We start from the raw sequence: 20,585 nt of genomic DNA on the forward strand, positions 1-20,585 counted from the left end.
TGGATCGGCGCATCCGCCGAAGGGGGCCCAATGGACATCACCTGGGACGTCGCACACGCGCGGCTCAGCCACGAACGAATGCTGCACATCACTCAGGCGCTGATCTCGATGCGACCGGAGACCGTCACGCTGGGCGGAGGGGAGCCTCTCAGCGTGCCGGGCCTGTTCGAGATCGTCGAACAGTTCCGCGCCGCCGAAATCGACGTAGTACTCCGCACGTCCGGCAAGTCACTGCACCCGTCAATGGTGCGCACCCTGCTGGTCTGCTGCGCACGCATCGAGGTGTGCGCAATGGCGTTCACGCACGCCATGCACGCACTGCACCTGCTCGACATCGGTGCCGCCAAACTCGACCAGCACGCCGTGTTCGGCCTCGACGCCACCGGCATCCGGCGCGGCTTCGACCGGCTGGAGGAGTTCTGCGCCACCACCGCGTTCGAGCTGCCGCGCCTCGGCTTCATCGCGTTCAGCGAGACGCTCGGCGCCGACCACGCGCAGTACCTGCAGTCGCTCGCGCCGCAGAGCGTGCGGGTGACCGTGGAGACCGCGAACACCTCGGTGGTCAGAGCGAGTTGATCAGGGCGCGCCAGGCAGGGGTGGAGAACGCGAGAACGTCACCACTCGCGTTCTTCGTGTCGCGCACCAACGCGTCCTGGGCCAGCGACACCTCGACGCAGCTTTCCGCGGTACCACCGTTGCTGTAGCTGCTCTTACGCCAGGTCCGTTCCGCCGCCATGAGGGTCCTCTCGAAGTCCGCTGACGTAGTTCGCCAGCATGCTCTTCGATTGTTCCGCATCCAGGGCGACGGCATCCAGCCGCTGAAAGAGCCGCTTAGCCCGCGCGACGGCGACGCTGTCCTGCGCCCACACCTGGGCCGTTTCGGTCTCGCTGTACACAACCGGGGCCGCCTTGCCGAACTCGTACAGCGTGACCGGAGAGCGGAAAGCACAGATGTTCGCGGGTACGACCCTGAGGATGTGGGTGTTGAAGAGGAGACGCAGATACTGCTCTTCGCGGACGTGCGCATCACCCAGCCGCATCCGCAAAGCCAGCTCGTGCACGAAAAACACGCACTCCGGCCGGTTCGGCCGCCTCATGATCGCCTGCCGGTCCATGCGCGCCTGGACGAGCCTCGCGATGTCCTCAGGTGCTTCGATGTGGGAGTCGACGAACAGCTGGAGCGCATACTCCTCCGTCTGCATCAGGCCGTGAATGATCAGAACGTCATAGGAAAAGATCTTTGTGGCCATCGCCTCTGTCATCGCGAGTGTGCGCACGTTGTCCGACACCTGGGCAAAGTACAGATCGAACGCGTTGTAGTAGCGGCTGCGGAACTCGTTGGCGAAGTTGATGTCCTTGCCGCACGTCGCCAGGTACTGGACGAGGTCGACCTCGCTCGCCCGCACCTTGCCGAGCTCGATGTCGGACACCTTGCTCGGGTCCCAGCCGAGCTGGATGGCCATCGCACGGCCGGTGAACGAGGTGCAGGACTCCCGCAGGCGGCGCAGCTCGTCGCCGAGCTCCCGGCTGTACGGCGTGGAAAGAGTCGCGGTCATGCCCTTCGACGTTAGGGCTTGGATTGGATCCATGCAGCCGCTCATTCGGGTGGAAATGGGCTAGAAAATGCCCCCGCGAGCTGCGAAAACTTCCCCGACAGGCTGCAACGAGCCGATAGCGAGCCGCAGCAGCACGCGCGCCTTACGAGGACACAACCACCCAGCCATCACCGCGCCGCGCTTGAGCAGATCCGACTCGGATCCGGTGAACCCGTAGGTGTTGCGGAACGTCGTACCCGCACCGGTTCGCGTCGCCACCACCACCGGGAACCGGGCCCGCGAGATCGCCTCCGCCATGCCGACCGACACGTGCCCGACACCCGTGGCCGCGACGACGACTCCCTTGACGTTGAGCCAGTCGAGGATCGAGCCGTCATCGTCCAAAGTGGCCTCGATGAGCGGCACCGCCGGCGCGTCCAACGGCCGTGGCAACGCGGGAAGCTGGTGCGCGGGGTGGAAGTACTGCGGTGCGCCCTCGATCACGAGCCCCAACGGACCGGGGAACGACTCGAAGGCGTTCATCAAGCTGCTGTGCGTCTTGCGGACCCAGCGGGAGGCGTGGATCTCGTCGTTCAACACGAGCAAAGCACCACGGCCGCAGGAGTTCGGGGCGGCGGCGACAGCGACGGCGGCGGCGAGGTTGGCAGGGCCGTCGGCGCCGGGGAGGCCGGGGTGCCGCATCGCGCCGGTGACGACGACGGGTTCCTCGTGCGGCCACAGGCAGTCGAAGAAGTACGCGGTCTCTTCCAGGGTGTCGGTGCCCTGGATGATCACGACGCCGGTGGCGCCCTCGGAGACCTGCTTGTCGGCCCAGTCGAAGGCTTCCAGCAGCGTGGCGAAGGTGAGCGAGGCGCCGGGGATGGTCGCCAGGGTGGCCATCTCGCCGACTTCGAGGCCCTGGACGAGGTCTTTCGCGCCCAGGGTCGGTGACACCGCGCCGGAACCGGTCATCGTGATCGTTCCGCCGAGCGATGCCACCGCCACCTGTGAGCTCATGAGCTCACTCTAGGGTCACTCGTATGACCGGACTCGAACCAGTTGACTGGCCTCCAGCCCCGATCAGGACCGAACGGCTCGTGCTGCGCGAGTCCGAGGCAGGCGATCGCGGGGCGTTCGTCGAGCTGTTCTCGTCGCCGGAGGTGGGCACCTACATCGGTGGCGCCCAGCCGCGCGACGAGGTCGAACGCATGGCGCCCGCGGTGCCGGGCAGGCGCGCGGGCTTCTTCGTCGTCGCTCTCGGCGGCGCGATGATCGGCATGATCTCGTTCGACCCGCACCACGAGTCCGGCGAACCTCAACTGGGGTACCAGTTCCTGCCGGAGTTCTGGGGGCAGGGTTACGCCTACGAGGCGTGTGCGGCGGCGCTCGACTGGTTCGCCGCCGCACGTCCCGGTCAGCAGGTGGTGACCACCACGCAGACGGCCAACCTGGCCTCGATGCGGCTCGCGGCGAAGCTGGGCTTCACCGAGGTGAGGCGCTTCGAGGAATGGGGCGCCGCGCAGTGGTCAGGTGTCTGGAAACCCCAGCGCTGACAAACGTCCGGTTCAGGGAATCACTGGCGCCAGTAGGTGATGTTGCGGAAACGGGCCTCCGCGCGGCCGCTGCCGTGGTGGTAGACGCCGTTCTTGAAGTGGCGGGTGGCCTTGCCGCGGTCGGACACCGTCGCCTTCAGCACGCCGTTGGCGTAGACCTTGATCTTGCCGGTGCCGCCGGCGACGGCGGAGTGCTCGACGCGGATGCGGACCCAGGTGTTGTAGATGTTCTGGGCGATGACCGTGCTCGTGTAGTACCGGAGCGTGCCGCCGTTGGCGTTGGTGGCGTTGAGCATGAAGTCGGTGGCCGGGGTGCCGGGGTCACCGCCGCGCACGCGCAGGATCTGCATGACCGTGGGGCCGTTGACGCCGCTGGGGACGTAGATCTCGCCCTCCCAGGCGTGCTGTCCACTGGAGTACTCCTGATCCCAGCGCATTTCGGTGCGCGGGTCGGTGCTGCTGCCTTCGCTGTGCGGCTCGTCGGTGTCGAAGACCCACATGGAGTGGACGCCGCCTTCGAACTTGTAGCGGGCGCTCTGCGGGAGGTTCCACGGCTTTTGGATCTTGTAGGTGAACGGCGTCTGCGTCCAGGCCGGTGCCGCGTGGGCGGGCGTCGCGAGCAGAGCGACAGCGGGCAGGGCGAACAGGGAACGACGGGGCAGGGTCACGGAAGCCTCCGGCCTCGGTTAGTGGTCTGGACCAGAATCACCACACCGAGGCCGGGCTCCGCAACGCCTGGACCACACCGAAATTCCGATCACTGGCGCCAGTAGGTGATGTTGCGGAAACGGGCCTCCGCGCGGCCGCTGCCGTGGTGGTAGACGCCGTTCTTGAAGTAGCGCGTCGCCGGGCCTTCGTCGGCATGCGTCAGTTTCAGGGCGCCGTTGTAGTAGACCTTCACGGTGCCGCGGCCGCCTGCGACGGCGGTGTGTTCGACGCGGATCTTGAACCACTTGTTGTAGATGCCGGTCGCGATGACCTGGTTGCTGTCCTTGCGCAGGCTGCCGCCGTTGACGTTGGCGACGTTGAGCATCACGTCGGTGGCACGGGTGCCGCTCGGGCGGCTGCCGCGCAGGATCTGCACGACCGTCGGACCGCTGACGCCGGCGGGGACGTAGATCTCGCCCTCCCAGGCGCGCTGGCCGCTGGAGTACTCCTGGTTGAAGCGCATCTCGGTGCGCGGATCCGTTGGGCTGCCTTGGGTGTGGGGCTGGTCGTAGTCGTAGACCCACATCGTGTGCACGCCGCCGGAGAACGTGTACCTGGAGCTCAGCGCCAGGTTGTACGGCTTCTGCATCGTGTAGGTGTAGGGCGCCGAGGTCCATTGCGCGGACGGCGGCTGAGCGAGGGCCTGAGCCGCCGGGGCCACGAGCAGGGGTGCGGTCAGCGCGAGGGCGAGCATGGAGCGTCGCGCGTGGAGAGCAGGGGTTTCCACGTTGAATCCCTCCGACCTTCGATAAGTGGTCTGTACCACTGTGAGGTCAGAAGACGGAGGGAATCAATACTTTGTTCAGTTTCCGGAACAATGTTCAGACAGCTGAACTTTTCACATTCCTGAACTGAGCTCGTCGAAGGTCGGGAACTTCGTCGCGATGTCGCTGCCGGTGAAGTTTCCGATCCAGCCGTCGTCGTCGTGGAAGAACCTGATCGACACGTAGTCCGGGGTCGTGCCCATGTCGAACCAGTGCGTGGTGTTCGCCGGAACGCTCAGCAGGTCGCCCGCCGTGCAGAACACGCCGTAGACCTTGTCGCCGATGTGCAGGTAGAAAACCCCTGCGCCACGGGCGAAGTAGCGGTCCTCGTCGTCGTCGTGGGTGTGCTCGGCGAGGAACTTGTTGCGGAACTCGACGGCCTTCGCGCGGTACTCGTCGGTGTCCGCCGGGGTCATCTCCATCGCGTCGACGTAGGTGTAGCCCTCCGTCTCGCTGACGCGGGCGACGTCCTTTTCGTAGATCCGCAGCGCGTTCCCGGCCGTGACACCGTCCACAACGGACCAACGGTGGAACCGCACGCCGTGCTCCTTGAGCGCGGTGGCGATCTCCTCGGGGTCGGTCGTGCGGACGAGGGTCTCCTCGGGGCCGGAGTCCGGCCACACCGTCAGCAGCGTCATGAGTGCCTCCCCGTAAAGATGTCTCGCGTCTCCACCTTGAAGCGCAGCAACCACTCCAGGCATTCCAGGCGGTGCCGGGCCTGCACGAGGTCGTCGCCCCACACATACACGCCGTGCCGTGCGACGAGCAGTGCCGGAACCTTCGGGTCGAAGCCCTTCTCGAAGGCGTCGCCCAGTTCGAGCATGTCCTGCGAGTTCTTCACGACCGGGATCACGACTTCCTCGTGGTCGTACCGGCCGAAACCCTTGAGCATTTCCAGGTCTTTGAGCACGACGCCGTCCGGCCAGTGTTCGGCCGCGACGACCGGCGCCAGCGCGTGGACGTGCACCACCGCGCCCGCTCCTGCGACTCGCGCGATCCTGGCGTGCAGGCCCGCTTCGGCGGACGGGATCTTCGGCGAGTCGACCGCGTTGCCGTCGACGTCGATGATCACGCTGTCCTCAGCGGTGATCTCACCCTTGTCCACGCCGCTGACCGTGACCGCGAGCCGCAGCGGATCACGTTGCAGGACAACGGAAAGGTTGCCGCTCGTGCCGCGCATCCAGCCCATCTCGGCGTAGCGCGCGCACTCGCGGGCGAGCTCTGCCGTCACGAGAGTTCCCAGACCGTCGGGTGGGGCGTGAAGTCGGCGTTGCCGTACGGCTCACCGGCGCGTGCGACGCCGACCGTCTTCCAGCCCGCCTCCTGCGCGGCGTGCAGCTCGGCCGGAACGTCGCTGTAGAAGGTGATGTCGTCGGACTGCAGCGTTTCCGCGATCTTGTGGTACGACGCGGCTTCGCGCTTCGGGCCGGCGTTGACCGTGTCGAAGTGGTGCTCCAGCAACGGGGTCAGGTCGCCGTCGGTGGTGTGCTGGAAGAACGCGATCTGGCCGGCGACCGAGCCGGAGCTGAAGATCGCGAGCTTCACGCCGTCGTCGTGCCACTTGCGCAGCGCGGGGACGACGTCCGGGAAGAACTCCGCGACGAGGTCGCCCTGTGCGTAGCCCTGCTGCCAGATGAGGCCCTGCAACGTCTTGAGGGGCGTGACCTTCTGGTCGGCGTCCATCCAGTCGTGCAGCGCTTTGACAACGTCGTCGTGACCGCTGAGTTCCTTGATCTGCCGCACCGCGTCGGCGACCACCGGGTCGTCACCGTGCTGCTCGATCCACGGCCCGAGCCGCGGGCGGGCGTAGTCGTAGAGGACGACCAGCACCTGGTCCGTCGCGCTCAGCGTGCCCTCGATGTCGAGCACGACCCACTTGCTCACCGCTGTTCTCCCTCGTAGTACTTGTCCAGCTCGCCGGCGTCGTAGACACCCCGGTCCGTCACCACGTCCGTCACGAACCGCGGCGGCGTCACGTCGAACGCCGGGTACAGCCCTTTCACCCTCGGCGTGGCACTGGGTCTGCCGAGCACCTGCAGCACTTCCGCGCCGTCGCGGTACTCGATCTCCACGTGCCGCGTCGTGGGCGCCTGCAGATCGGGTGCCTGCACCTGGGCGTGGAACGGTACGCCGAACGCATGAGCGGCCACGGCCAGCCCCAGTGTGCCGACCTTGTTGACGACGTGCCCGTCCATGGTGACCCTGTCGGCCGCCGTGACCAATGCGTCGACCTCACCGCTTTGCAGAATCGCGGCGCCCATGCCGTCCGTGATGAGCGTGGTGTCGACACCCATCTCGATCAACGTTTCGGCGGTGAGCCTCGCTCCTTGCAGGTAGGGCCGGGTCTCCGTGCAGAAGAACCGCAGGGTCTTGTTCTGGTTCTGGGCTGCTCTGACCGTCTCCGTGAGGTAGAGGTCTGCCCAGCAGTGCGTCAGCACCGTGGCGTTGTCGGGCAACAGGTTCGCGGTGTGCTCGCCCAAGGCCTGGCTCTTGGCGCGGTACCTGCGATCGCCTTCCAGCGCGCCTTCGAGTGCCTTGGTGATGTCCTGGGCTTTGTCCACCGTTTCCAGGACGATCTTGGTCGCCTTGCGCAGGGCGTTGTTGGTGCGCCTGGTGTTCTCGAGCACGTGCGCGGTGGCCGCGAGTTCCGAGCGAGCCTGTTCGTACGGCATGTTTTCGAGCGTTCGGGCCTTGAGGACCATGCCGTAGAGGACCGCGAAGTACGGGCCGGAGGACTGGGTGACCATGTCCTCGATGGCCCGCGCGACGTCTTCGGCCGTGCGGCACAGCACCCAGTTGCGCTCGAACGGGAACTGCCGGCGGTCGAGGATCAGCACGCCGTCGTCGGTGAGCCTCACCGAGTCGGCGAGCACCGGCTGCATCAGCTGTACCCGGTGTAGGCGGGGCGCGCGCCGGTCAGGAAGTGCTCGCCGACTTCGCGGGCCTTGTAGACGACAGGGTCGTGCAGCGTGAGCGTGCGGGCGTTGCGCCAAAAGCGGTCCACGGCGTACTTGCCGGCCGTTCCGCGCGCGCCGATCTGCTCGAAGATGCGGCTGGTGACGTCGTTGACGAGCTTGGTGCTGACGACCTTGGCCTCGGAGATGGTGACCGCGACCTCGCCGCGCTTGGCGGACGTGAGGTGCCGGCCGAGTTCTGACGCTTCCCACAGCTGTTTGGCCGCTTCGTCGGCGAGCAGCCCGGCGGCCTTCGTCTGCGCGACCATCTCGCCGTACGCGACGACGATGTACGGGTCGTCCGTGGCCTGCTCGACCCCGCTGACGAACCACGGCCGGGTCTTCGTGCGGGTGTAGTCGGCGGCTTCCTGGAGCGCGCCCTCCGCGAGCGCGACGTAGATCTGGGCGAGCACGAGCTGGAACCCGATCGCGGCGAGGCTCAGCCGCGGGTCCTCGTTCGCCGGCTGCACGCCGAGGACCTCGGTCACCGCGACGTTCTCGAACTGCACGCCACCGGACGCGGTGAGGCGCTGGCCGATGTTGTCCCAGTCGTCCAGGTAGGTGATTCCGTCCGCTTTGCCGTCGAGCAGGAAGGTGAGCTTCTCGCCGTTGTCCGTGCGGGTCGCGCTGACCACGAGCCGGTCGGCCACGCTCGCTCCGGTGGCGAACGTCTTGCGTCCGTTGAGGACGAATCCGCCGTTGGCGGGCGTGAGTTCGAGCGCCGCGTCGAGCGGGTTGCTGACGCCCGCCCAGAACTGGTCCGGCGCCTTGCTGAACTGGGCGTCGAACAGCCCGCTGCGCCAGATCTGCAGGTAGTGGTACCCGAGGAGGTGCCCGACGTTCGCGTCGGCGGCCCCGATGATCCGGTTGATCCGCTGCTGGTCGGCCCAGTCGCCGACGTTCAGCAGGCCGCTCTGCCTGAGCAGTTCCACTTCTTTGGCAGGTGGCTGGTTGGCCCGGTCCCGATCCGCCGCGTCGGACCTGAGCGTCGCCGCCACTTCGTGCGCGACGGCCAGCCAGTTGCTCATCCCTGCTCCTCTCGGTGGTACCCGGTTCAACTTACTTCGTCACACCACCGGGCTAACCACGATGTGAGAGAGACCCGTGACTGGCAGACTGCCCGCGCACCCCCGCGCGACGGGGGACGAACTCTAGGGAGCAATCGGTATGGCGCAGGGCACCGTGAAGTGGTTCAACGGCGAGAAGGGCTTCGGATTCATCGCGCAGGACGGCGGCGGTCCGGACGTTTTCGTGCACTACTCGCAGATCGAGGGCAACGGCTTCAAGTCGCTGGAAGAGCAGCAGCGCGTGGAGTTCGAGATCGGCCAGGGTCAGAAGGGACCGCAGGCACAGGCTGTTCGCGCCATCTGATTTGAGCTTCTCGGGGCCCGCTCGGTTTTAGGACCGGGCGGGCTTCTTTTGTGCCTGAAACCGCCCCTGAGCTGGGCTTCCGAAAACTGTCAGACCCGTCTGTCATCGTGGTCACATAGCTCGTTCGGAGACTCACGATGATCGAAAGGCTGGTGGTTCCGGTGATGGCACGGCCCGACCCGCTTGAGTTGCGGAGTTCCCTGAACAAGGCGGCCTACGTGCTGGCCCTGGCGACGAGTCGCCATCCGGGCTCCGTCAACAAGGAGCTGAACGACGTGATGGGTGTCGATCGCCGCGCCGAGGCGAACAAGGAACAGTTGCGTGAGGCCCTGCAGTACGTCGGTGATCGGCTGCGCGCCTTGGCGAAGTCCCGCCACAGACCGCGCCGCGAAGACTCGGCCGACGCCACGTCAAGCGAGTCGGCCCGCCGCGATACCGACGTGACGTTCAGCGGCGATCCACCGTTCCAGAACGAAGCGCGCGCCGCGGCCCGTCGACCGCGACGCCTGCGCTTCCGCCGCGGGAACGGACGAAGCGAACGTGGCAACCGAGGGAGTCGAACCCTGCGCGGCTTGTGAAGGCGGCGCCCGAGTACCGGCCCTAACCCTTCGGTTGGGCGACGGCTGCCTTGGAGTTGTTCTGCTCTACATGAGGCCCCGACGTCACCAGGGATACCCACAGTGTTAAACGTCCAAACAGCTGAGGACGTTTCATGTTTCACTCAAGTGGGTGACTCTGGTCACCGTGCGATACCTCCCTGCCGTCGCAGCCCTGCTGCTACTTCCCCTGGTGCCCACGACCGCTCACGCGGCTCCGTCGGGCACGTACTACGTCACCAGTGTCAGGACCGGCCTCAACGTCGCCCAGAGCGGCGGTGGACTGGCCCTCAACCGGCCCAAGGGCAACGAAGGCCGCCAGCAGTGGCGGCTGAGCGACGGGAGGTTCGAGAACACCGACTCGCCGGGCCAGTGCATCACCCGTCAGCTCACCATGGGTTCGTGTTCACAGGGGGATACGGTTCACGAGCCGCGTCAGTTCGGTGATCAATGGGAATTCTTCAGCCTCAACGGCGAGTCCCGCTGGTACCTGACGCCGACGCAGGCCCGGACCGACGCGATGCCGGCAGATCCGCGGCTCGACCAGATGACGTTCCTGACGGCCCACAACGCCTATGCGAACGGGGTGGACGGCGGGTTCGCGCCTCCGTTCATCAACCTCGCCAAGAACCAGACGCGCGGCATCGTGCAGCAGCTGAACGACGGCGTGCGGGGCTTCATGCTGGACATCCACCAGACCCCGGACGGCGCGATCCTCTGCCACAACAGCTGCACGCTCGTGAGCAAGCCGGTGGCGCTCAACGTCGACGTCCAGCGGATCGTGGACTTCCTGCGCACCAACCGCAGCGAGATCATCACGGTCTTCCTGGAGGACTACGTCGACGCGAACACGCTGCGGGCCGAGCTGCGCAAGGTGCAGGGGCTGGGCGACGTCCTCTACCAGGCGGACGGCGTGCAGCAGAACGGGTGGCCGACCCGGAGCCAGCTGCAGAGCGCGAACAAGCGCCTGATCATCTTCACCGACCACGGCAAGGACGGTCGCGAGGACTCGGGCGTGCTGTACCAGAAGGACTGGACCGTCGAGAACTACTGGTCGATGGGTCCGGGGCTGGGCAACTCCGATTGGTCCTGTTACAGCCGATGGGATGAAAAACCGCTCACGGCGACGGGCGCGTTCCAGCCGTTGTTCGTGATGAACCACTTCCGCGATGTTCCGTTCACGAGCACTGCCACGACGGACAACGGGAAGCTTCTGAACCGTGCCCAGCAGTTCTGCCAGCCGGCGGCCAGGAAGAAGCCGAACTTCCTGGCGGTTGATCTCTACCACCTGGGCAACGCGGCTCAGGCCGTGCAGCAGCTCAACACTTACGTATATAGGCCGTAGCCCAAATACTGGGAGTTGTACGCTCCGCGCATGGCCTCGATCCTGTTCACGCGCGGAGCGCCCTCTCTCGACATCATCGACCAGGAGGGTCTGCGCGAAGCGGCGCAGAAAGCCTTCACGGACGACCCCGGCGGCACGTTCGCGTACGGCACGAGCGTGGGCTATGTGCCGTTGCGTGGCTGGATCGCGGAGCAGCACGGTGTCGCGCCGGAGCAGGTGCTCGTCACCAACGGCTCGATGCAGGCCGACGCGTTCCTGTTCGAACTGCTCGTCCAGCCGGGCGACGACGTGGTGGTCGAGGCGCCGACCTACGACCGCACGCTGCTGAACCTGCGCCAGCGCGGCGCCAAGATCCACGCCATCGAGCTGGAGACCGACGGCATCAACGTCGACGCCCTGGAGCAGCTGCTCGAGAGCGGCGTGCGGCCCTCGCTCGCGCACATCATCCCGAACTTCCACAACCCGGCCGGCTACACGCTGTCCGAGGCGAAGCGCGCGCGTCTGCTGGAGCTCGCCGCGAAGTTCGACTTCGTGCTGTTCGAGGACGACCCGTACATCAAGGTCCGCTTCGAGGGCGAGCCGCTGCCGACGATGCTGTCGCAGGACAAGAACGACAAGGTCGTCTACGCGTCGTCGTTCTCGAAGACCATGGCGCCCGGCATCCGCTGCGGTTACCTGGTGGGCCCGAAGGCGATCATCAAGAAGGTCCAGGACATCGCCACCACCACGTACATCTCGCCGAACATGGTGGCGCAGTCGATCGTGAACTCGTACTGCCGCTCCGGCCGTCTCGACGAGTCGGTCGTCAACGTCCGCACCGCCCTGCGCGCCCGCCGCGACGCTCTCGTCACGGCCCTGAAGCGCGAACTCCCGGAGGCCGTCTTCACCGCGCCGCAGGGTGGCTACTTCATGTGGGTCGAGCTGCCGGGCGTGTCGATCGAGAAGCTGGTCCCGGTCGCCAAGGAGCACGAGGTCGAGTTCGTGAAGGGCTCGGACTTCCTGCTGGAGGGCGGCGACAACGCCATCCGCCTGGCGTTCTCGGGCGTCACGCCGGAGCAGATCGACGAGGGCATCACCCGCCTCGCCGCGGCTGTGCGCTCACTTTCCTGATCTGTGCTTCCAGGTGCTCCGGCAGCGCTCGCCGCTGCCGGAGCGCCTGGCGCAGCCGGGGCATCGCCGCCCGGAACGCCCGCGGGTCCTTCAGCGACGCCGCCAGCGCCTGGTGCACCGGGCGACGCATCCACGAGACCAGCACCGCGTTGCGCCGCTCGACGAGTTCACCACCCGGCGCCCGTTCCGGAGCCGGATGGTGGTGCGCCACCACGTCCTCGACGAAGCAGAGCGCCCATCCCGCCGCGGCGGGATCCCACGACAGCAGCGTTTCCTCGCCGCGGAAGAACAAGATCGGGCTGAACCCGCCCGCCTCCACGAAGGCCTGCCGCCGCACGATCGCCGAGCACGCCATGAACCCGAGCACCGCGGGCCCCGCGACGCCGACTCCCAGTGGGCTGTGGCGCAGCAGCGGCGTGATCGGATCCGGGGTTTCCTCAGGCCCGACGAGGGTGCGCGCGGCGATCAACGCTAGATCCGGGTGGTCGTCGAAGATCGGCTCGGCTCGTTCGAACGCGTCAGGGGCCCACCAAGAGTCGTCGTCCGCGAAGGCGACGAACGGTGTCCGCGCCAGCCGCACGCCGAGATTGCGTGCGACCGCGCCGAGGTTCACCGCCGACTCCAGCACCGTCACCTGCGGGAAGTCCTGCCGCACTCGTGCGACCGTGTCGTCGGTGGAGGCGTTGTCGACCAGGATCACCGGCGCCGCGAGCTCGCTGAGGTGGGTGAGCGTCCGCAGCAGGCTGTTCGCCCTGTTGCGCGAGGCGATGACGACCGTTGTGCGAGCCATGCCAGTCGTCTACCCCAACGCCCACCACCAACACTTTGTCAGCAACTGACATAAAATCTGGCAGTAACTGACACTTCGCGCTACCGTGGCAACGTGGACACCTTGACCACGCGCGCCGCGAAGGACCTGCGCACCCGCCTGGCCGTCCAGGAGGCGGCCATCGCCCTGTGCCTCGACCAGGGCTTCGCCGCCACGTCGACCAAGGCGATCGCCGACCGCGCGGGCGTCTCCGAACGCACGTTGTTCCGCACGTTCGGCACCAAGGCCGCGATCTTCTGGTTCGACGCGTTCCTCAGCCGGGTCGTCCGCGCGCTCACCCCGGACCCGGATCCCGTTGCGGCGCTGACGAACGCCGTGCGCCGGGCGATCGACACCATCACGCCCGAGCAGTGGGCTCTCGAACTGGGCCGCCGCGCCGTGATCATCCGCGAACCGGACCTCATCGCCACCGGCACGCAGGAGCTCAACACCGGCGCAGCGCAGATCGCCACGATCCTCACGCCACCGCTCGCCTCCCCCGCACAGGCCTTTGACCTGGTGCTTTTCGCGCGTTTCGCGGTGTCCGGGTTCGGCGTCGTGCCGATCCACTCGGACACCACGCCAGAAGCGTGGGGCGCGGAACTGGAACGGATCGTGCACAAGGCCGCCCACGGCGCGTTGGAGCGGTCATGAAACTGCCCGGCCTCATCACCGACCCGAACACGCTGGCCGGCCTCAGCCACGACGAGGCGGAGTGGGCACCGGCGGGCACGCCGTTCGCCGCGTTCCGGCCGCAGTCCACTGAGGACGTTCAGCAGGCCGTGGAAGCCTGCGCCGGGAACAACATCCCGATCGTGCCGAGGGGCGCGGGCACCGGGTTGTCCGGCGGCGCCAACGCCACCGACGGCTGCCTGGTCCTCGACCTCAGCAGGATGAACCGGATCATCGAGATCGATCCGGACAACCTCCTCGCCGTCGTGCAGCCGGGCGTGGTCAACGACGACCTCAAGAAAGCCGTTGCCGCACAAGGACTCTGGTACCCGCCGGACCCAGCCAGCTCGCCGTGGTCGACGATCGGCGGCAACGTCGCCACCAACGCGGGCGGTCTCTGCTGCCTGAAGTACGGCGTGACGCGCGACTACGTGCTCGGCCTGGAGGTCGTGATGGGCGGCCCCGTCGAGTACGGCACGGCCGTCAAACTGGGCAGGCGCACCAACAAGGGCGTCGCCGGCTACGACCTGACCAGCCTGCTCGTCGGTTCCGAAGGCACGCTCGGCGTCGTCACCGAGATCACCCTGCGCCTGCGCCCCGCCCCACGCCCTGCCAGCACTGTCGTCGGCGCCTTCTCCGATCTCGTCGACGCAGGTCAGGCCGTCGCACTGGGCACCAGCCGAGGCCTCCAGCCCGCCGCACTCGAACTGATCGACCGCGCCTGCCTGCAAGCCGTCGAGGACTGGAAACACCTCGGCATCGAGCCGGACACCGAAGCCATGCTGCTGGCGCGGGCGGATTCCGAGGAGGACGCCGCGGGGCTCGTTTCGGCGTTCACCGACGCGGGCGCTGTCTGGACCGAACGCTCGACCGACTCGACCGAGGCAGAAGCCCTGTTCGCCGCCCGCCGCCTCACCTACCCGGCCCTCGAACGCCTCGGCCCACTGCTCACCGAAGACGTGTGCGTGCCACGGTCGAAGGTGCCCGAGATGCTCGCCCACATCGAGGCGATCGGCGCGAAGCACGGCGTCCAGATCGCCACCATCGCGCACGCCGGCGACGGCAACCTGCACCCGTTGCTGATCACCCCACCCGGCGACGACAACGCGCGCATCGCCGCGCAGGCAGCGTTCGACGACATCATCAACCACGCTCTGGCGTTGGGTGGCACCGTCACCGGCGAACACGGCGTGGGCCTGCTCAAGCGCGACGGCATGATCCGCGAACTCGGCCCCGACGCGTGCGCCGTGCAACAAGCCATCAAGAACACCCTCGACCCGTTGAACCTCTTCAACCCAGGCAAGGCCTAAGGAGTCCGCATGCTCGTTCCAGTAGACGGCGGCCAACTAGCCGTTGAAACGCACGACGGCGACACCGCACCAGTGCTGGCCATCCACGGCGTAAGCGGCAGTCGCAAGCTGTGGAACTGGGTCGCCGCCCACAACTTCTCCCTCATCACCCCCGACCTGCGCGGCCGCGGCGACAGCACGGCCCTCCCCGGCGCAACGATCAAGCAACACGCCGACGACATGCTCCGCGTGCTCGACGCGCTGGACCTCGCCGCCGTCACGGTGTGCGGCATGTCCATGGGCGCGCACGTGGCCGTCGAACTGGCCGTGCGCCACCCAGACCGAGTGCGCGCGCTCGTGCTCGTGGACGGCGGCTTCCCCATGCCCGCACACGCGCAACTCACCCAGGAAACGCTCTCGGCGGCCTTCGCCCCGCAACTCGCTGCCCAGGAACGCACCTGGACCGTCGACGAGTACCTCGCCGTCCAAGCGATGGTGAACCCGTTGATCGACGCCACCGACCCGCTGATCCACGACTACTTCGCCCACGACCTGACCGACGACGGCCACCTGAGGCTGCCCGGCGACACCCTCATCGCCGACGCCACCGACGTCGTGTTCGGCGAGTCGCGCTGGCAGGAACTGACCATGCCGACGTGGTTCGTGCACGCCGAGTGGAGCACCGGCCCGGACTCCCCGCCCGCCTACACCGTCGAACAGGCCCAGGCCTTCCGCGCCGAACTCCCGGTGCTGCACGAACCCGTGCTGATCAACGAGGTCGACCACGGCGGCACCGTGATGACCCCGGCGGGCGCGGCCGTCGTGGCCGAGGTGCTCGCCGAAGCCCTCAGGCCTGAGCTGACGGCGTCTGCAAGTACCACCAACTCAACGTCATCGGGCTCATAACTGCACCCAACCTGTTCGTCGGGCGCCGAACAGGTTGGGTGCATTCAAAGGCGATTTGGCCTTGGGTTGGTGGTACTTGCAGGCGCCGTCACAGCGGTGAGCAGTGCGCCACACCGGTTGGACTCGAGCGCGCCCGCGAGTTACCGTGTACACAAATGATTAGTACACCAAGCATTCCGGAGAACCCGCTCGAGCTGGAACGGCAGGTCTGCTTCGCCCTCGCCGTGGCCAGCCGGACGGTGATCGCGGTCTATCGCCCGATCCTGGAGCCGCTCAACCTCACCCACCCGCAGTACCTGGTGATGCTGGCCCTCTGGGAACGGTCCCCGCGCACCGTCAAGGACCTGAGCAACGCGCTGCAGCTCGACCCCGGCACCCTCAGCCCGCTGCTGAAGCGCCTCGAGTCGATCGGTTACGTCCAGCGTCAGCGGGACAGGGCCGACGAGCGCGCGCTGGCCCTGACCCTGACCGACAAAGGTCAGGAACTGCGAAATGAAGCGTTGAAGATCCCCTTCAAGGTCGTGGAGCAGCTGGACATGTCGTTCGAGGAGCTCGCGCAGCTCAACGTCGTGCTGCACAAGGTGATCGCCAAGGCCACGAGATGAACCCCGCGCTGAAGGTCTGGTACTACGCGGGCGGCAGGGTGCCGCAGGAGTACCGCGAGTTCGTCTTCGAGGACGTGACCGGTCCGAAGTGGTTGGTGCGCTTCACGATCAGGAGCCTGGTGCAGGTCACGCCGCTGGTCACGGTCATCACCCTGGCGCTCGTGTACGGGCTCGGCTCGCCGTGGCCGCTGGCAATTGCGTGCGGTGGGCTCGGTTTCGTTGTAGGACTGTACTTCGCATTGTCCTACGCGCCCGAAAGTGTGGATTACCGGCTCACCAAGTACGGGTACCCACGAGGGTCGGCGACTCAGGGGCGCCGGGAGCGAAACGCCGCGCAGGACCGCGAACGACAAGCGAAGTACGACGCGGTCTGGCGGCGATCCGAAGGGTAGGACGAACTATGGCCTTGCTGAGCAACGAACTGGAGTTCACGAGGCCACAGATGCTCACCCTCTCGGCCGGGTTGTTGCAGCTCGCGTTCGGCTGGTTCGACGTGTTCGGATTGGACCCGAACTACCACGTGATCCAGGTCGGGGTCGGGGCGCTGGGCGTCGCGATGGCGTGGCGGCACGACCTGGCACGGATGTACGGAATCTTGTTGCTGCTTTCGTTCGGGACGTTGGCTTTCTCCCTCAACGATGTGACCACCGAAAGTTTTCTCGAGGTGCGGACGGCCTTGATCGGGCTCGTGATCACGCTGGCCAGGCCGGCAAAGCGCGCTCCGAACTGACGTCGCGGTCCACCGAGCGCAGCGCTGTCAGGGTCGCGAAGCCGTCGGCCAGCAGGGCCGTGTCCGTGCCCGGCACGAGCGATTCCTCGGCGTAGACGTGGACCAGTTCGACCTCGTTGTCGCCCACGTCGTCCACGCGGCTCTGCACGGTGCCGAACCGCGCCAGCTCCGCCCAGCGAAGTCCTTGCACGTCAACGATGTTCGGCACGTTCAGCGAGATGATGGACGCCGCGGGCATCTCCAGCAACAACGGCAGCACCGCGCGCACGACCTCGCCCGCCTTCTCCCACAACGGTTCGGGCCCGTCCAATCCCACGTCGAGCGACACCGCCAGCGACGTGACGTCGTTGAGGTGGGCGGTCAGGGCGGCGCCGACCGTGCCGGAGTGCAGGATCGCGCGGCCGACGTTCGCGCCGAGGTTCACGCCGGACAGCACCACGTCGGGTTTGCCGCCGAAGCCGCCGCGGCACGCGATCAGCGAGATCAGGCCAGGATGTGCGGCTACCGCGTAGGCCTCCACGTCGAGGTCGGGCAGCGTCCGGCGTTCGCTGAGCACCCGGCCGCTGTCGCCGAGGGCCGCGACCGACGCGCTCGTGCCGCTGGCCTGGGAACTAGGCGCCGCCACCACCACTTCGAGGCCGCGGTCGAGAGCGGCAGAGGCCAGAGTGGTGAGGCCGGGCGAGTCGATTCCGTCGTCGTTGGTGATCAGCGCGCGCATCCGCTCATTCCTCGATCGGCTCCAGTTCCACGCGTTTGCCCAGCTCACGCACCGCTTCTCCCCCGCCACTGCCGAGGCCGTGCCGCGTCACGTTGACCGCACCGGCGGCCGCGCCGAGCTTCACCGCGTCCTCCAACGACATACCCAGCGCGAGGCCCGCCGAAATCCCTGCGGTCATCGAGTCGCCGGCGCCGCGGGTGTCGACGGGTTGCAACTGAGGCATTCGCACGAAGTACAACTGGTCGTTGAGCAGGGCCAACGCCGGTTCGTCCGCACGTGACACCACGACGCCGCGCACGCCAGAAGAAGCGATGTCCCGGGCCTTCTGCACGAGCTTGGGCACGTCCTCCTCTCCCAGTTCCTCGTGCGACACCTTCACGACGTGCGGACCGCCGCGCACCGCTTCAGCGAGCCGGTCGCCGGACAGGTCGACGATCACGCGGCAGTCGTTGCTGGTCAGGTCGGCGGTGAGGCGGTAGTAGGTCTCGTGGGGCAGCACGCGATCGTCGGAGGGGCCGCTCAACACGGCCGTGCCCGCGCGAATGCCTTCGACCAACGCCGACTCGTAGAGGTCGTCCAGCTCGTGCCGGGACAACGCGTCCGGCGGCATCTCGACCATTTCGGAACGGTCGCCGTCACGACGATCGTGCACATACGCGCTGTTGCGCGCGGCGACGTCTTGCGCGCGCAGTTCGACGTGCTCGCCTTCCAAGAGGGTGCGGAGCACACGGCCTGTCTCGCCGCCGAACGTCGCGCACACCACGGCTTCGACGCCCAGCGCGGCGATCATTCTCGACTGCCAGAAACCCTGGCCGCCCGCGTGCAGGTGCACGTCGGGCTCGCCGTCGAGGTCCTCGACGGTGACGGTCAGCTGAGGGGACGGGGCAAATACGGCAACTCGGGCATCCACGACGTTCTGGTACCCGGTGCGGGCGAGCTGTACTCGCCCGCACCGGATCACGCACCGGAGGCGCCGGTCGGGTCCTCCCCGCCCTGCGGTGCGGGCGCGCCGCCCGGCCCCATCTTCTCGTCGGCGCGCCACTCACCCGGTTCTGTCATGTCGCGGTACTCGTCGACCTCCTGAGGCGTGGGGTCGACACCGGCGTGTTCCGCGAACTCTTCCGCTTCTTCCGGATCCGTCATGTGCCACGGAGTACCCAGCAGAACTCAGCAGACGCCGCCGTCCCGCCAGACGCCCCACTGGCCGGTGGTGCCGGGCTCCTCGCCCCGCGTCCACCACTGGGCGGTCCACTTGTGGCCGTTGTGCGAGACCACGTTGCCGCCGGTGTAGACCTTGTCGCGCTCCCACGCCGGCTGCGAGCAGGGGCCGGGCGGCGGGCCGCCGGTGTCCCACGGGACCTGCGTCGACTTGTAGAAGTTGATGCCCATGGTCGTCCAGCGCGGGCCCTGGTTGCCCAGGCGCACCTTGAACTGGTCCCAGTTGTGCGTGGACCACGGCGACCAGGCCAGTTCGGCGATCGCCCCGAGCCGCGGGAAGGCCATGAACTCGATGTCCCGCCCGGTCACGATCGTCTCGGTCCACAGTGGAGCTTCGACGCCGCGGACCGCGGACTCCGGGACACCGCTGAGGTGCGTGCCGGGGTTCCACTCGTAGGCGGTCTGGACCTCGATCAGACCGGCCCACGACAGGCCCAGCGGCGTGCTGGAGTTGTACTTCATGTCCAGGTACGCCTTGTTCGCGGGCGACATGATGACCTTGTTGCCGCGCGCCGCCGCTGCCTGCACCGTGGCGTTGGACGTCGTGGTGCCCCAGTACTGCGGCATGGCCGTGGTGTCGGTCGTGGTCTTCACGAACTCGTGCCAGCCGAGCACTGTCTTGCCGTACTTCTTGACGATCGGCAGGGCGCGGTTCATGAACGTCTGGTAGTCGGCGTCGGAGGTCGCGTGCGCCTCGTCGCCGCCGATGTGGAAGTACGGGCCGGGCGTCAGCGCCGCGATCTCACGCACCACGTCGTCGATGAACTGGTAGGTGATGTCCTTGTTGACGCACAACGAGGAATAGCCGACCTCGATGTCCGTGCGCAGCGGCGGAGCCTGGCCGTTGCAGTTCAGCTCCGCGTACGAGGCCTGCGCCGCGTTGGTGTGGCCCGGCATGTCGATCTCGGGGATCACCGTGATCTTGCGCGAGGCCGCGTACTGCACGATCTCGCTGTACTGCGCCTTCGTGTAGTAACCGCCGGGGCCGCCGCCGACCTGCGTGCTGCCGCCGTACGTCGCGAGCCGCGGCCAGCTGTCGATCACGATCCGCCAGCCCTGGTCGTCGCTCAGGTGCAGGTGGAAGTAGTTGATTTTGTACAGGGCCAGCTGGTCGATGTAGCGCTTGACCGTGGAGACCGGGTGGAAGTGGCGGGCCACGTCGAGCATCGCGCCGCGGTAGGAGAACCGGGGGTAGTCGACGACCAGCGCACCCGGCACGGTCCACGGACCGGGTTGCGTGGTCGCGCTTTCCACGGCGGCGGGCAACAGCTGCCGGAGCGTCTGCACGCCCGCGAACAGACCCTCCGACGTGTTGGCGCGCACCACGATGGCGCCGGCGGCGACGTCCAGCTGGTAACCCTGCTGGCCGACGGTGCCCGGCGCGCCCGAGAGCAGCAGGGAGATTCCGTCCGCCGGGGTTCCCACCGCGTCGGACACCGGCAGCGCGTAGCCGGTCGAGGGCCGCAGGACTCCGGCGAGGAAGGTGCCGACGTCGCGCGCGGCAGGGGCTGTGTAGATCTTCGTGGCTGCCGTCAGCGTGTGCGTGACACCGCTTCTGGCCTGCGCCGAGACCGGAACGGGGACCAGGCTCTGCAACGGCTCCGCGGCTTGCGACTGCGCGCTCACGGACAGCGCTGCGGTGACAGCGATGACCGCGGCGAGAACGCGAGTTCTCACGGCTCCTCCTCACGAGTCAGGGGCGG

27 protein-coding genes are annotated in these 20,585 nt (G+C 67.4%); 12 read left to right on the forward strand and 15 right to left on the reverse strand.

The features are described 5' to 3' along the window. Window positions 1-30: 30 nt before the first annotated feature. On the forward strand, window positions 31-576 hold the full coding sequence (locus SK803_RS21625; RefSeq protein WP_319967855.1) for a hypothetical protein: 546 nt from the start codon (window positions 31-33) through the stop codon (window positions 574-576). On the opposite strand, the gene SK803_RS21630 is transcribed toward SK803_RS21625, so the two are convergent. The 3 genes from SK803_RS21630 to SK803_RS21640 are packed head-to-tail and all read right to left on the reverse strand — an operon-like array spanning window position 563 to window position 2,552. Then, window positions 563-736 carry a DUF397 domain-containing protein gene (locus SK803_RS21630; protein ID WP_319967856.1) on the reverse strand — a complete coding sequence of 58 codons (174 nt, stop codon included), beginning with the start codon at window positions 734-736 and terminating at the stop codon, window positions 563-565. The genes SK803_RS21625 and SK803_RS21630 overlap by 14 nt on opposite strands. Further along, entirely contained in the window at window positions 711-1,601 is an 891-nt protein-coding gene (locus tag SK803_RS21635; RefSeq protein ID WP_319967857.1) for a helix-turn-helix domain-containing protein, read from the reverse strand. Before SK803_RS21635 ends, SK803_RS21630 begins: the two co-directional genes overlap by 26 nt. Before the next feature lie 15 nt (window positions 1,602-1,616). Then, entirely contained in the window at window positions 1,617-2,552 is a 936-nt protein-coding gene (locus SK803_RS21640) for an asparaginase (RefSeq protein WP_319967858.1), read from the reverse strand. Window positions 2,553-2,575: 23 nt separating this feature from the next. On the opposite strand from SK803_RS21640, the gene SK803_RS21645 reads away from it, so the two are divergent. Beyond that, window positions 2,576-3,088 (forward strand): GNAT family N-acetyltransferase, encoded by a 513-nt coding sequence (locus SK803_RS21645; RefSeq protein ID WP_319967859.1) that lies wholly within the window; start codon window positions 2,576-2,578, stop codon window positions 3,086-3,088. A gap of 20 nt (window positions 3,089-3,108) precedes the next feature. Here the strand turns inward: SK803_RS21645 and SK803_RS21650 are convergent, their stop codons facing one another. The 7 genes from SK803_RS21650 to SK803_RS21680 form a co-directional block, all read right to left on the reverse strand. Beyond that, complete coding sequence (locus SK803_RS21650; protein WP_319967860.1) at window positions 3,109-3,756, reverse strand: heparin lyase I family protein; 648 nt, start codon at window positions 3,754-3,756, stop codon at window positions 3,109-3,111. A gap of 89 nt (window positions 3,757-3,845) precedes the next feature. Further along, entirely contained in the window at window positions 3,846-4,523 is a 678-nt protein-coding gene (locus tag SK803_RS21655; RefSeq protein WP_319967861.1) for a polysaccharide lyase family 7 protein, read from the reverse strand. A gap of 111 nt (window positions 4,524-4,634) precedes the next feature. Beyond that, entirely contained in the window at window positions 4,635-5,198 is a 564-nt protein-coding gene (locus SK803_RS21660) for a 1,2-dihydroxy-3-keto-5-methylthiopentene dioxygenase (RefSeq protein ID WP_319967862.1), read from the reverse strand. Then, entirely contained in the window at window positions 5,195-5,791 is a 597-nt protein-coding gene (gene mtnB, locus SK803_RS21665; protein ID WP_319967863.1) for a methylthioribulose 1-phosphate dehydratase, read from the reverse strand. The genes SK803_RS21660 and mtnB overlap by 4 nt, the downstream gene beginning before the upstream one ends. Beyond that, window positions 5,788-6,444, reverse strand: a complete 657-nt coding sequence (mtnC, locus tag SK803_RS21670; protein WP_319967864.1) for an acireductone synthase — start codon at window positions 6,442-6,444, stop codon at window positions 5,788-5,790. Before mtnC ends, mtnB begins: the two co-directional genes overlap by 4 nt. Continuing rightward, window positions 6,441-7,442 carry a s-methyl-5-thioribose-1-phosphate isomerase gene (locus SK803_RS21675; RefSeq protein ID WP_319967865.1) on the reverse strand — a complete coding sequence of 334 codons (1,002 nt, stop codon included), beginning with the start codon at window positions 7,440-7,442 and terminating at the stop codon, window positions 6,441-6,443. The genes mtnC and SK803_RS21675 overlap by 4 nt, the downstream gene beginning before the upstream one ends. Next, entirely contained in the window at window positions 7,442-8,542 is a 1,101-nt protein-coding gene (locus SK803_RS21680; RefSeq protein WP_319967866.1) for an acyl-CoA dehydrogenase family protein, read from the reverse strand. Before SK803_RS21680 ends, SK803_RS21675 begins: the two co-directional genes overlap by 1 nt. Before the next feature lie 139 nt (window positions 8,543-8,681). Between SK803_RS21680 and SK803_RS21685 the strand changes: the two genes are divergently transcribed. The 4 genes from SK803_RS21685 to SK803_RS21700 all read left to right on the forward strand — a co-directional run bounded on the left by SK803_RS21685 (window position 8,682) and on the right by SK803_RS21700 (window position 11,936). Continuing rightward, complete coding sequence (locus tag SK803_RS21685; protein WP_045310287.1) at window positions 8,682-8,885, forward strand: cold-shock protein; 204 nt, start codon at window positions 8,682-8,684, stop codon at window positions 8,883-8,885. Window positions 8,886-9,022: 137 nt separating this feature from the next. Next, a complete protein-coding gene (locus SK803_RS21690) occupies window positions 9,023-9,463 on the forward strand; it encodes a hypothetical protein (RefSeq protein ID WP_319967867.1) in 441 nt (146 codons plus the stop codon). A gap of 166 nt (window positions 9,464-9,629) precedes the next feature. Next, entirely contained in the window at window positions 9,630-10,826 is a 1,197-nt protein-coding gene (locus SK803_RS21695) for a PI-PLC domain-containing protein (protein WP_319967868.1), read from the forward strand. Window positions 10,827-10,856: 30 nt separating this feature from the next. Continuing rightward, the gene (locus tag SK803_RS21700; protein ID WP_319967869.1) at window positions 10,857-11,936 is read left to right on the forward strand and encodes an aminotransferase-like domain-containing protein; all 1,080 of its coding nucleotides are present in this window, start codon (window positions 10,857-10,859) and stop codon (window positions 11,934-11,936) included. On the opposite strand, the gene SK803_RS21705 is transcribed toward SK803_RS21700, so the two are convergent. Next, window positions 11,899-12,726 (reverse strand): glycosyltransferase family 2 protein, encoded by an 828-nt coding sequence (locus SK803_RS21705; RefSeq protein ID WP_319967870.1) that lies wholly within the window; start codon window positions 12,724-12,726, stop codon window positions 11,899-11,901. The genes SK803_RS21700 and SK803_RS21705 overlap by 38 nt on opposite strands. A 93-nt stretch (window positions 12,727-12,819) precedes the next feature. Here SK803_RS21705 and SK803_RS21710 point away from each other — a divergent pair, with 93 nt between their 5' ends. From SK803_RS21710 to SK803_RS21735, 6 genes are all read left to right on the forward strand, one after another. After that, window positions 12,820-13,398 carry a TetR/AcrR family transcriptional regulator gene (locus tag SK803_RS21710; RefSeq protein WP_319967871.1) on the forward strand — a complete coding sequence of 193 codons (579 nt, stop codon included), beginning with the start codon at window positions 12,820-12,822 and terminating at the stop codon, window positions 13,396-13,398. Then, window positions 13,395-14,726, forward strand: coding sequence for an FAD-binding oxidoreductase (locus tag SK803_RS21715; RefSeq protein WP_319967872.1), 1,332 nt, complete (start codon window positions 13,395-13,397; stop codon window positions 14,724-14,726). The genes SK803_RS21710 and SK803_RS21715 overlap by 4 nt, the downstream gene beginning before the upstream one ends. 9 nt (window positions 14,727-14,735) lie before the next feature. Then, on the forward strand, window positions 14,736-15,611 hold the full coding sequence (locus SK803_RS21720; protein WP_319967873.1) for an alpha/beta fold hydrolase: 876 nt from the start codon (window positions 14,736-14,738) through the stop codon (window positions 15,609-15,611). Between the two features lie 155 nt (window positions 15,612-15,766). Next, complete coding sequence (locus SK803_RS21725) at window positions 15,767-16,216, forward strand: MarR family winged helix-turn-helix transcriptional regulator (protein ID WP_319967874.1); 450 nt, start codon at window positions 15,767-15,769, stop codon at window positions 16,214-16,216. Then, window positions 16,213-16,608: a DUF5313 family protein gene (locus tag SK803_RS21730; RefSeq protein WP_319967875.1), complete on the forward strand. Its 396-nt coding sequence runs from the start codon at window positions 16,213-16,215 to the stop codon at window positions 16,606-16,608. Before SK803_RS21725 ends, SK803_RS21730 begins: the two co-directional genes overlap by 4 nt. 8 nt (window positions 16,609-16,616) lie before the next feature. Beyond that, on the forward strand, window positions 16,617-16,946 hold the full coding sequence (locus SK803_RS21735; protein ID WP_319967876.1) for a hypothetical protein: 330 nt from the start codon (window positions 16,617-16,619) through the stop codon (window positions 16,944-16,946). On the opposite strand, the gene surE is transcribed toward SK803_RS21735, so the two are convergent. Genes surE through SK803_RS21755 form a run of 4 tightly spaced genes read right to left on the reverse strand, consistent with a single transcriptional unit; the run spans window position 16,909 to window position 20,532 of the window. Continuing rightward, window positions 16,909-17,664 carry a 5'/3'-nucleotidase SurE gene (gene surE / locus SK803_RS21740; protein WP_319967877.1) on the reverse strand — a complete coding sequence of 252 codons (756 nt, stop codon included), beginning with the start codon at window positions 17,662-17,664 and terminating at the stop codon, window positions 16,909-16,911. The genes SK803_RS21735 and surE overlap by 38 nt on opposite strands. Window positions 17,665-17,668: 4 nt before the next feature. Next, the gene (locus SK803_RS21745; protein ID WP_319967878.1) at window positions 17,669-18,574 is read right to left on the reverse strand and encodes a 1-phosphofructokinase family hexose kinase; all 906 of its coding nucleotides are present in this window, start codon (window positions 18,572-18,574) and stop codon (window positions 17,669-17,671) included. A gap of 47 nt (window positions 18,575-18,621) precedes the next feature. Further along, window positions 18,622-18,807 carry a hypothetical protein gene (locus SK803_RS21750; protein WP_319967879.1) on the reverse strand — a complete coding sequence of 62 codons (186 nt, stop codon included), beginning with the start codon at window positions 18,805-18,807 and terminating at the stop codon, window positions 18,622-18,624. A 24-nt stretch (window positions 18,808-18,831) separates the two neighbouring features. Continuing rightward, window positions 18,832-20,532, reverse strand: coding sequence for a family 20 glycosylhydrolase (locus SK803_RS21755; RefSeq protein WP_406601563.1), 1,701 nt, complete (start codon window positions 20,530-20,532; stop codon window positions 18,832-18,834). Between the last annotated feature and the right edge of the window lie 53 nt (window positions 20,533-20,585).

The organism is Lentzea miocenica (assembly GCF_033949945.1).
GTDB classification, from domain to species: domain Bacteria; phylum Actinomycetota; class Actinomycetes; order Mycobacteriales; family Pseudonocardiaceae; genus Lentzea; species Lentzea miocenica.

Bases quoted from the DNA above. Each gene is read 5' to 3' on its own strand.
- SK803_RS21685 (WP_045310287.1), top strand. From the start codon at position 8,682: ATGGCGCAGGGCACCGTGAAGTGGTTCAACGGCGAGAAGGGCTTCGGA.
- SK803_RS21735 (WP_319967876.1), top strand. From the start codon at position 16,617: ATGGCCTTGCTGAGCAACGAACTGGAGTTCACGAGGCCACAGATGCTC.
- SK803_RS21635 (WP_319967857.1), bottom strand. From the start codon at position 1,601: ATGAGCGGCTGCATGGATCCAATCCAAGCCCTAACGTCGAAGGGCATG.
- SK803_RS21720 (WP_319967873.1), top strand. From the start codon at position 14,736: ATGCTCGTTCCAGTAGACGGCGGCCAACTAGCCGTTGAAACGCACGAC.
- SK803_RS21680 (WP_319967866.1), bottom strand. From the start codon at position 8,542: ATGAGCAACTGGCTGGCCGTCGCGCACGAAGTGGCGGCGACGCTCAGG.
- SK803_RS21625 (WP_319967855.1), top strand. From the start codon at position 31: ATGGACATCACCTGGGACGTCGCACACGCGCGGCTCAGCCACGAACGA.
- surE (WP_319967877.1), bottom strand. From the start codon at position 17,664: ATGCGCGCGCTGATCACCAACGACGACGGAATCGACTCGCCCGGCCTC.
- SK803_RS21730 (WP_319967875.1), top strand. From the start codon at position 16,213: ATGAACCCCGCGCTGAAGGTCTGGTACTACGCGGGCGGCAGGGTGCCG.
- SK803_RS21640 (WP_319967858.1), bottom strand. From the start codon at position 2,552: ATGAGCTCACAGGTGGCGGTGGCATCGCTCGGCGGAACGATCACGATG.
- SK803_RS21660 (WP_319967862.1), bottom strand. From the start codon at position 5,198: ATGACGCTGCTGACGGTGTGGCCGGACTCCGGCCCCGAGGAGACCCTC.
- SK803_RS21705 (WP_319967870.1), bottom strand. From the start codon at position 12,726: ATGGCTCGCACAACGGTCGTCATCGCCTCGCGCAACAGGGCGAACAGC.
- SK803_RS21690 (WP_319967867.1), top strand. From the start codon at position 9,023: ATGATCGAAAGGCTGGTGGTTCCGGTGATGGCACGGCCCGACCCGCTT.
- SK803_RS21700 (WP_319967869.1), top strand. From the start codon at position 10,857: ATGGCCTCGATCCTGTTCACGCGCGGAGCGCCCTCTCTCGACATCATC.
- SK803_RS21750 (WP_319967879.1), bottom strand. From the start codon at position 18,807: ATGACGGATCCGGAAGAAGCGGAAGAGTTCGCGGAACACGCCGGTGTC.
- SK803_RS21645 (WP_319967859.1), top strand. From the start codon at position 2,576: ATGACCGGACTCGAACCAGTTGACTGGCCTCCAGCCCCGATCAGGACC.
- SK803_RS21715 (WP_319967872.1), top strand. From the start codon at position 13,395: ATGAAACTGCCCGGCCTCATCACCGACCCGAACACGCTGGCCGGCCTC.
- SK803_RS21675 (WP_319967865.1), bottom strand. From the start codon at position 7,442: ATGCAGCCGGTGCTCGCCGACTCGGTGAGGCTCACCGACGACGGCGTG.
- SK803_RS21725 (WP_319967874.1), top strand. From the start codon at position 15,767: ATGATTAGTACACCAAGCATTCCGGAGAACCCGCTCGAGCTGGAACGG.
- SK803_RS21630 (WP_319967856.1), bottom strand. From the start codon at position 736: ATGGCGGCGGAACGGACCTGGCGTAAGAGCAGCTACAGCAACGGTGGT.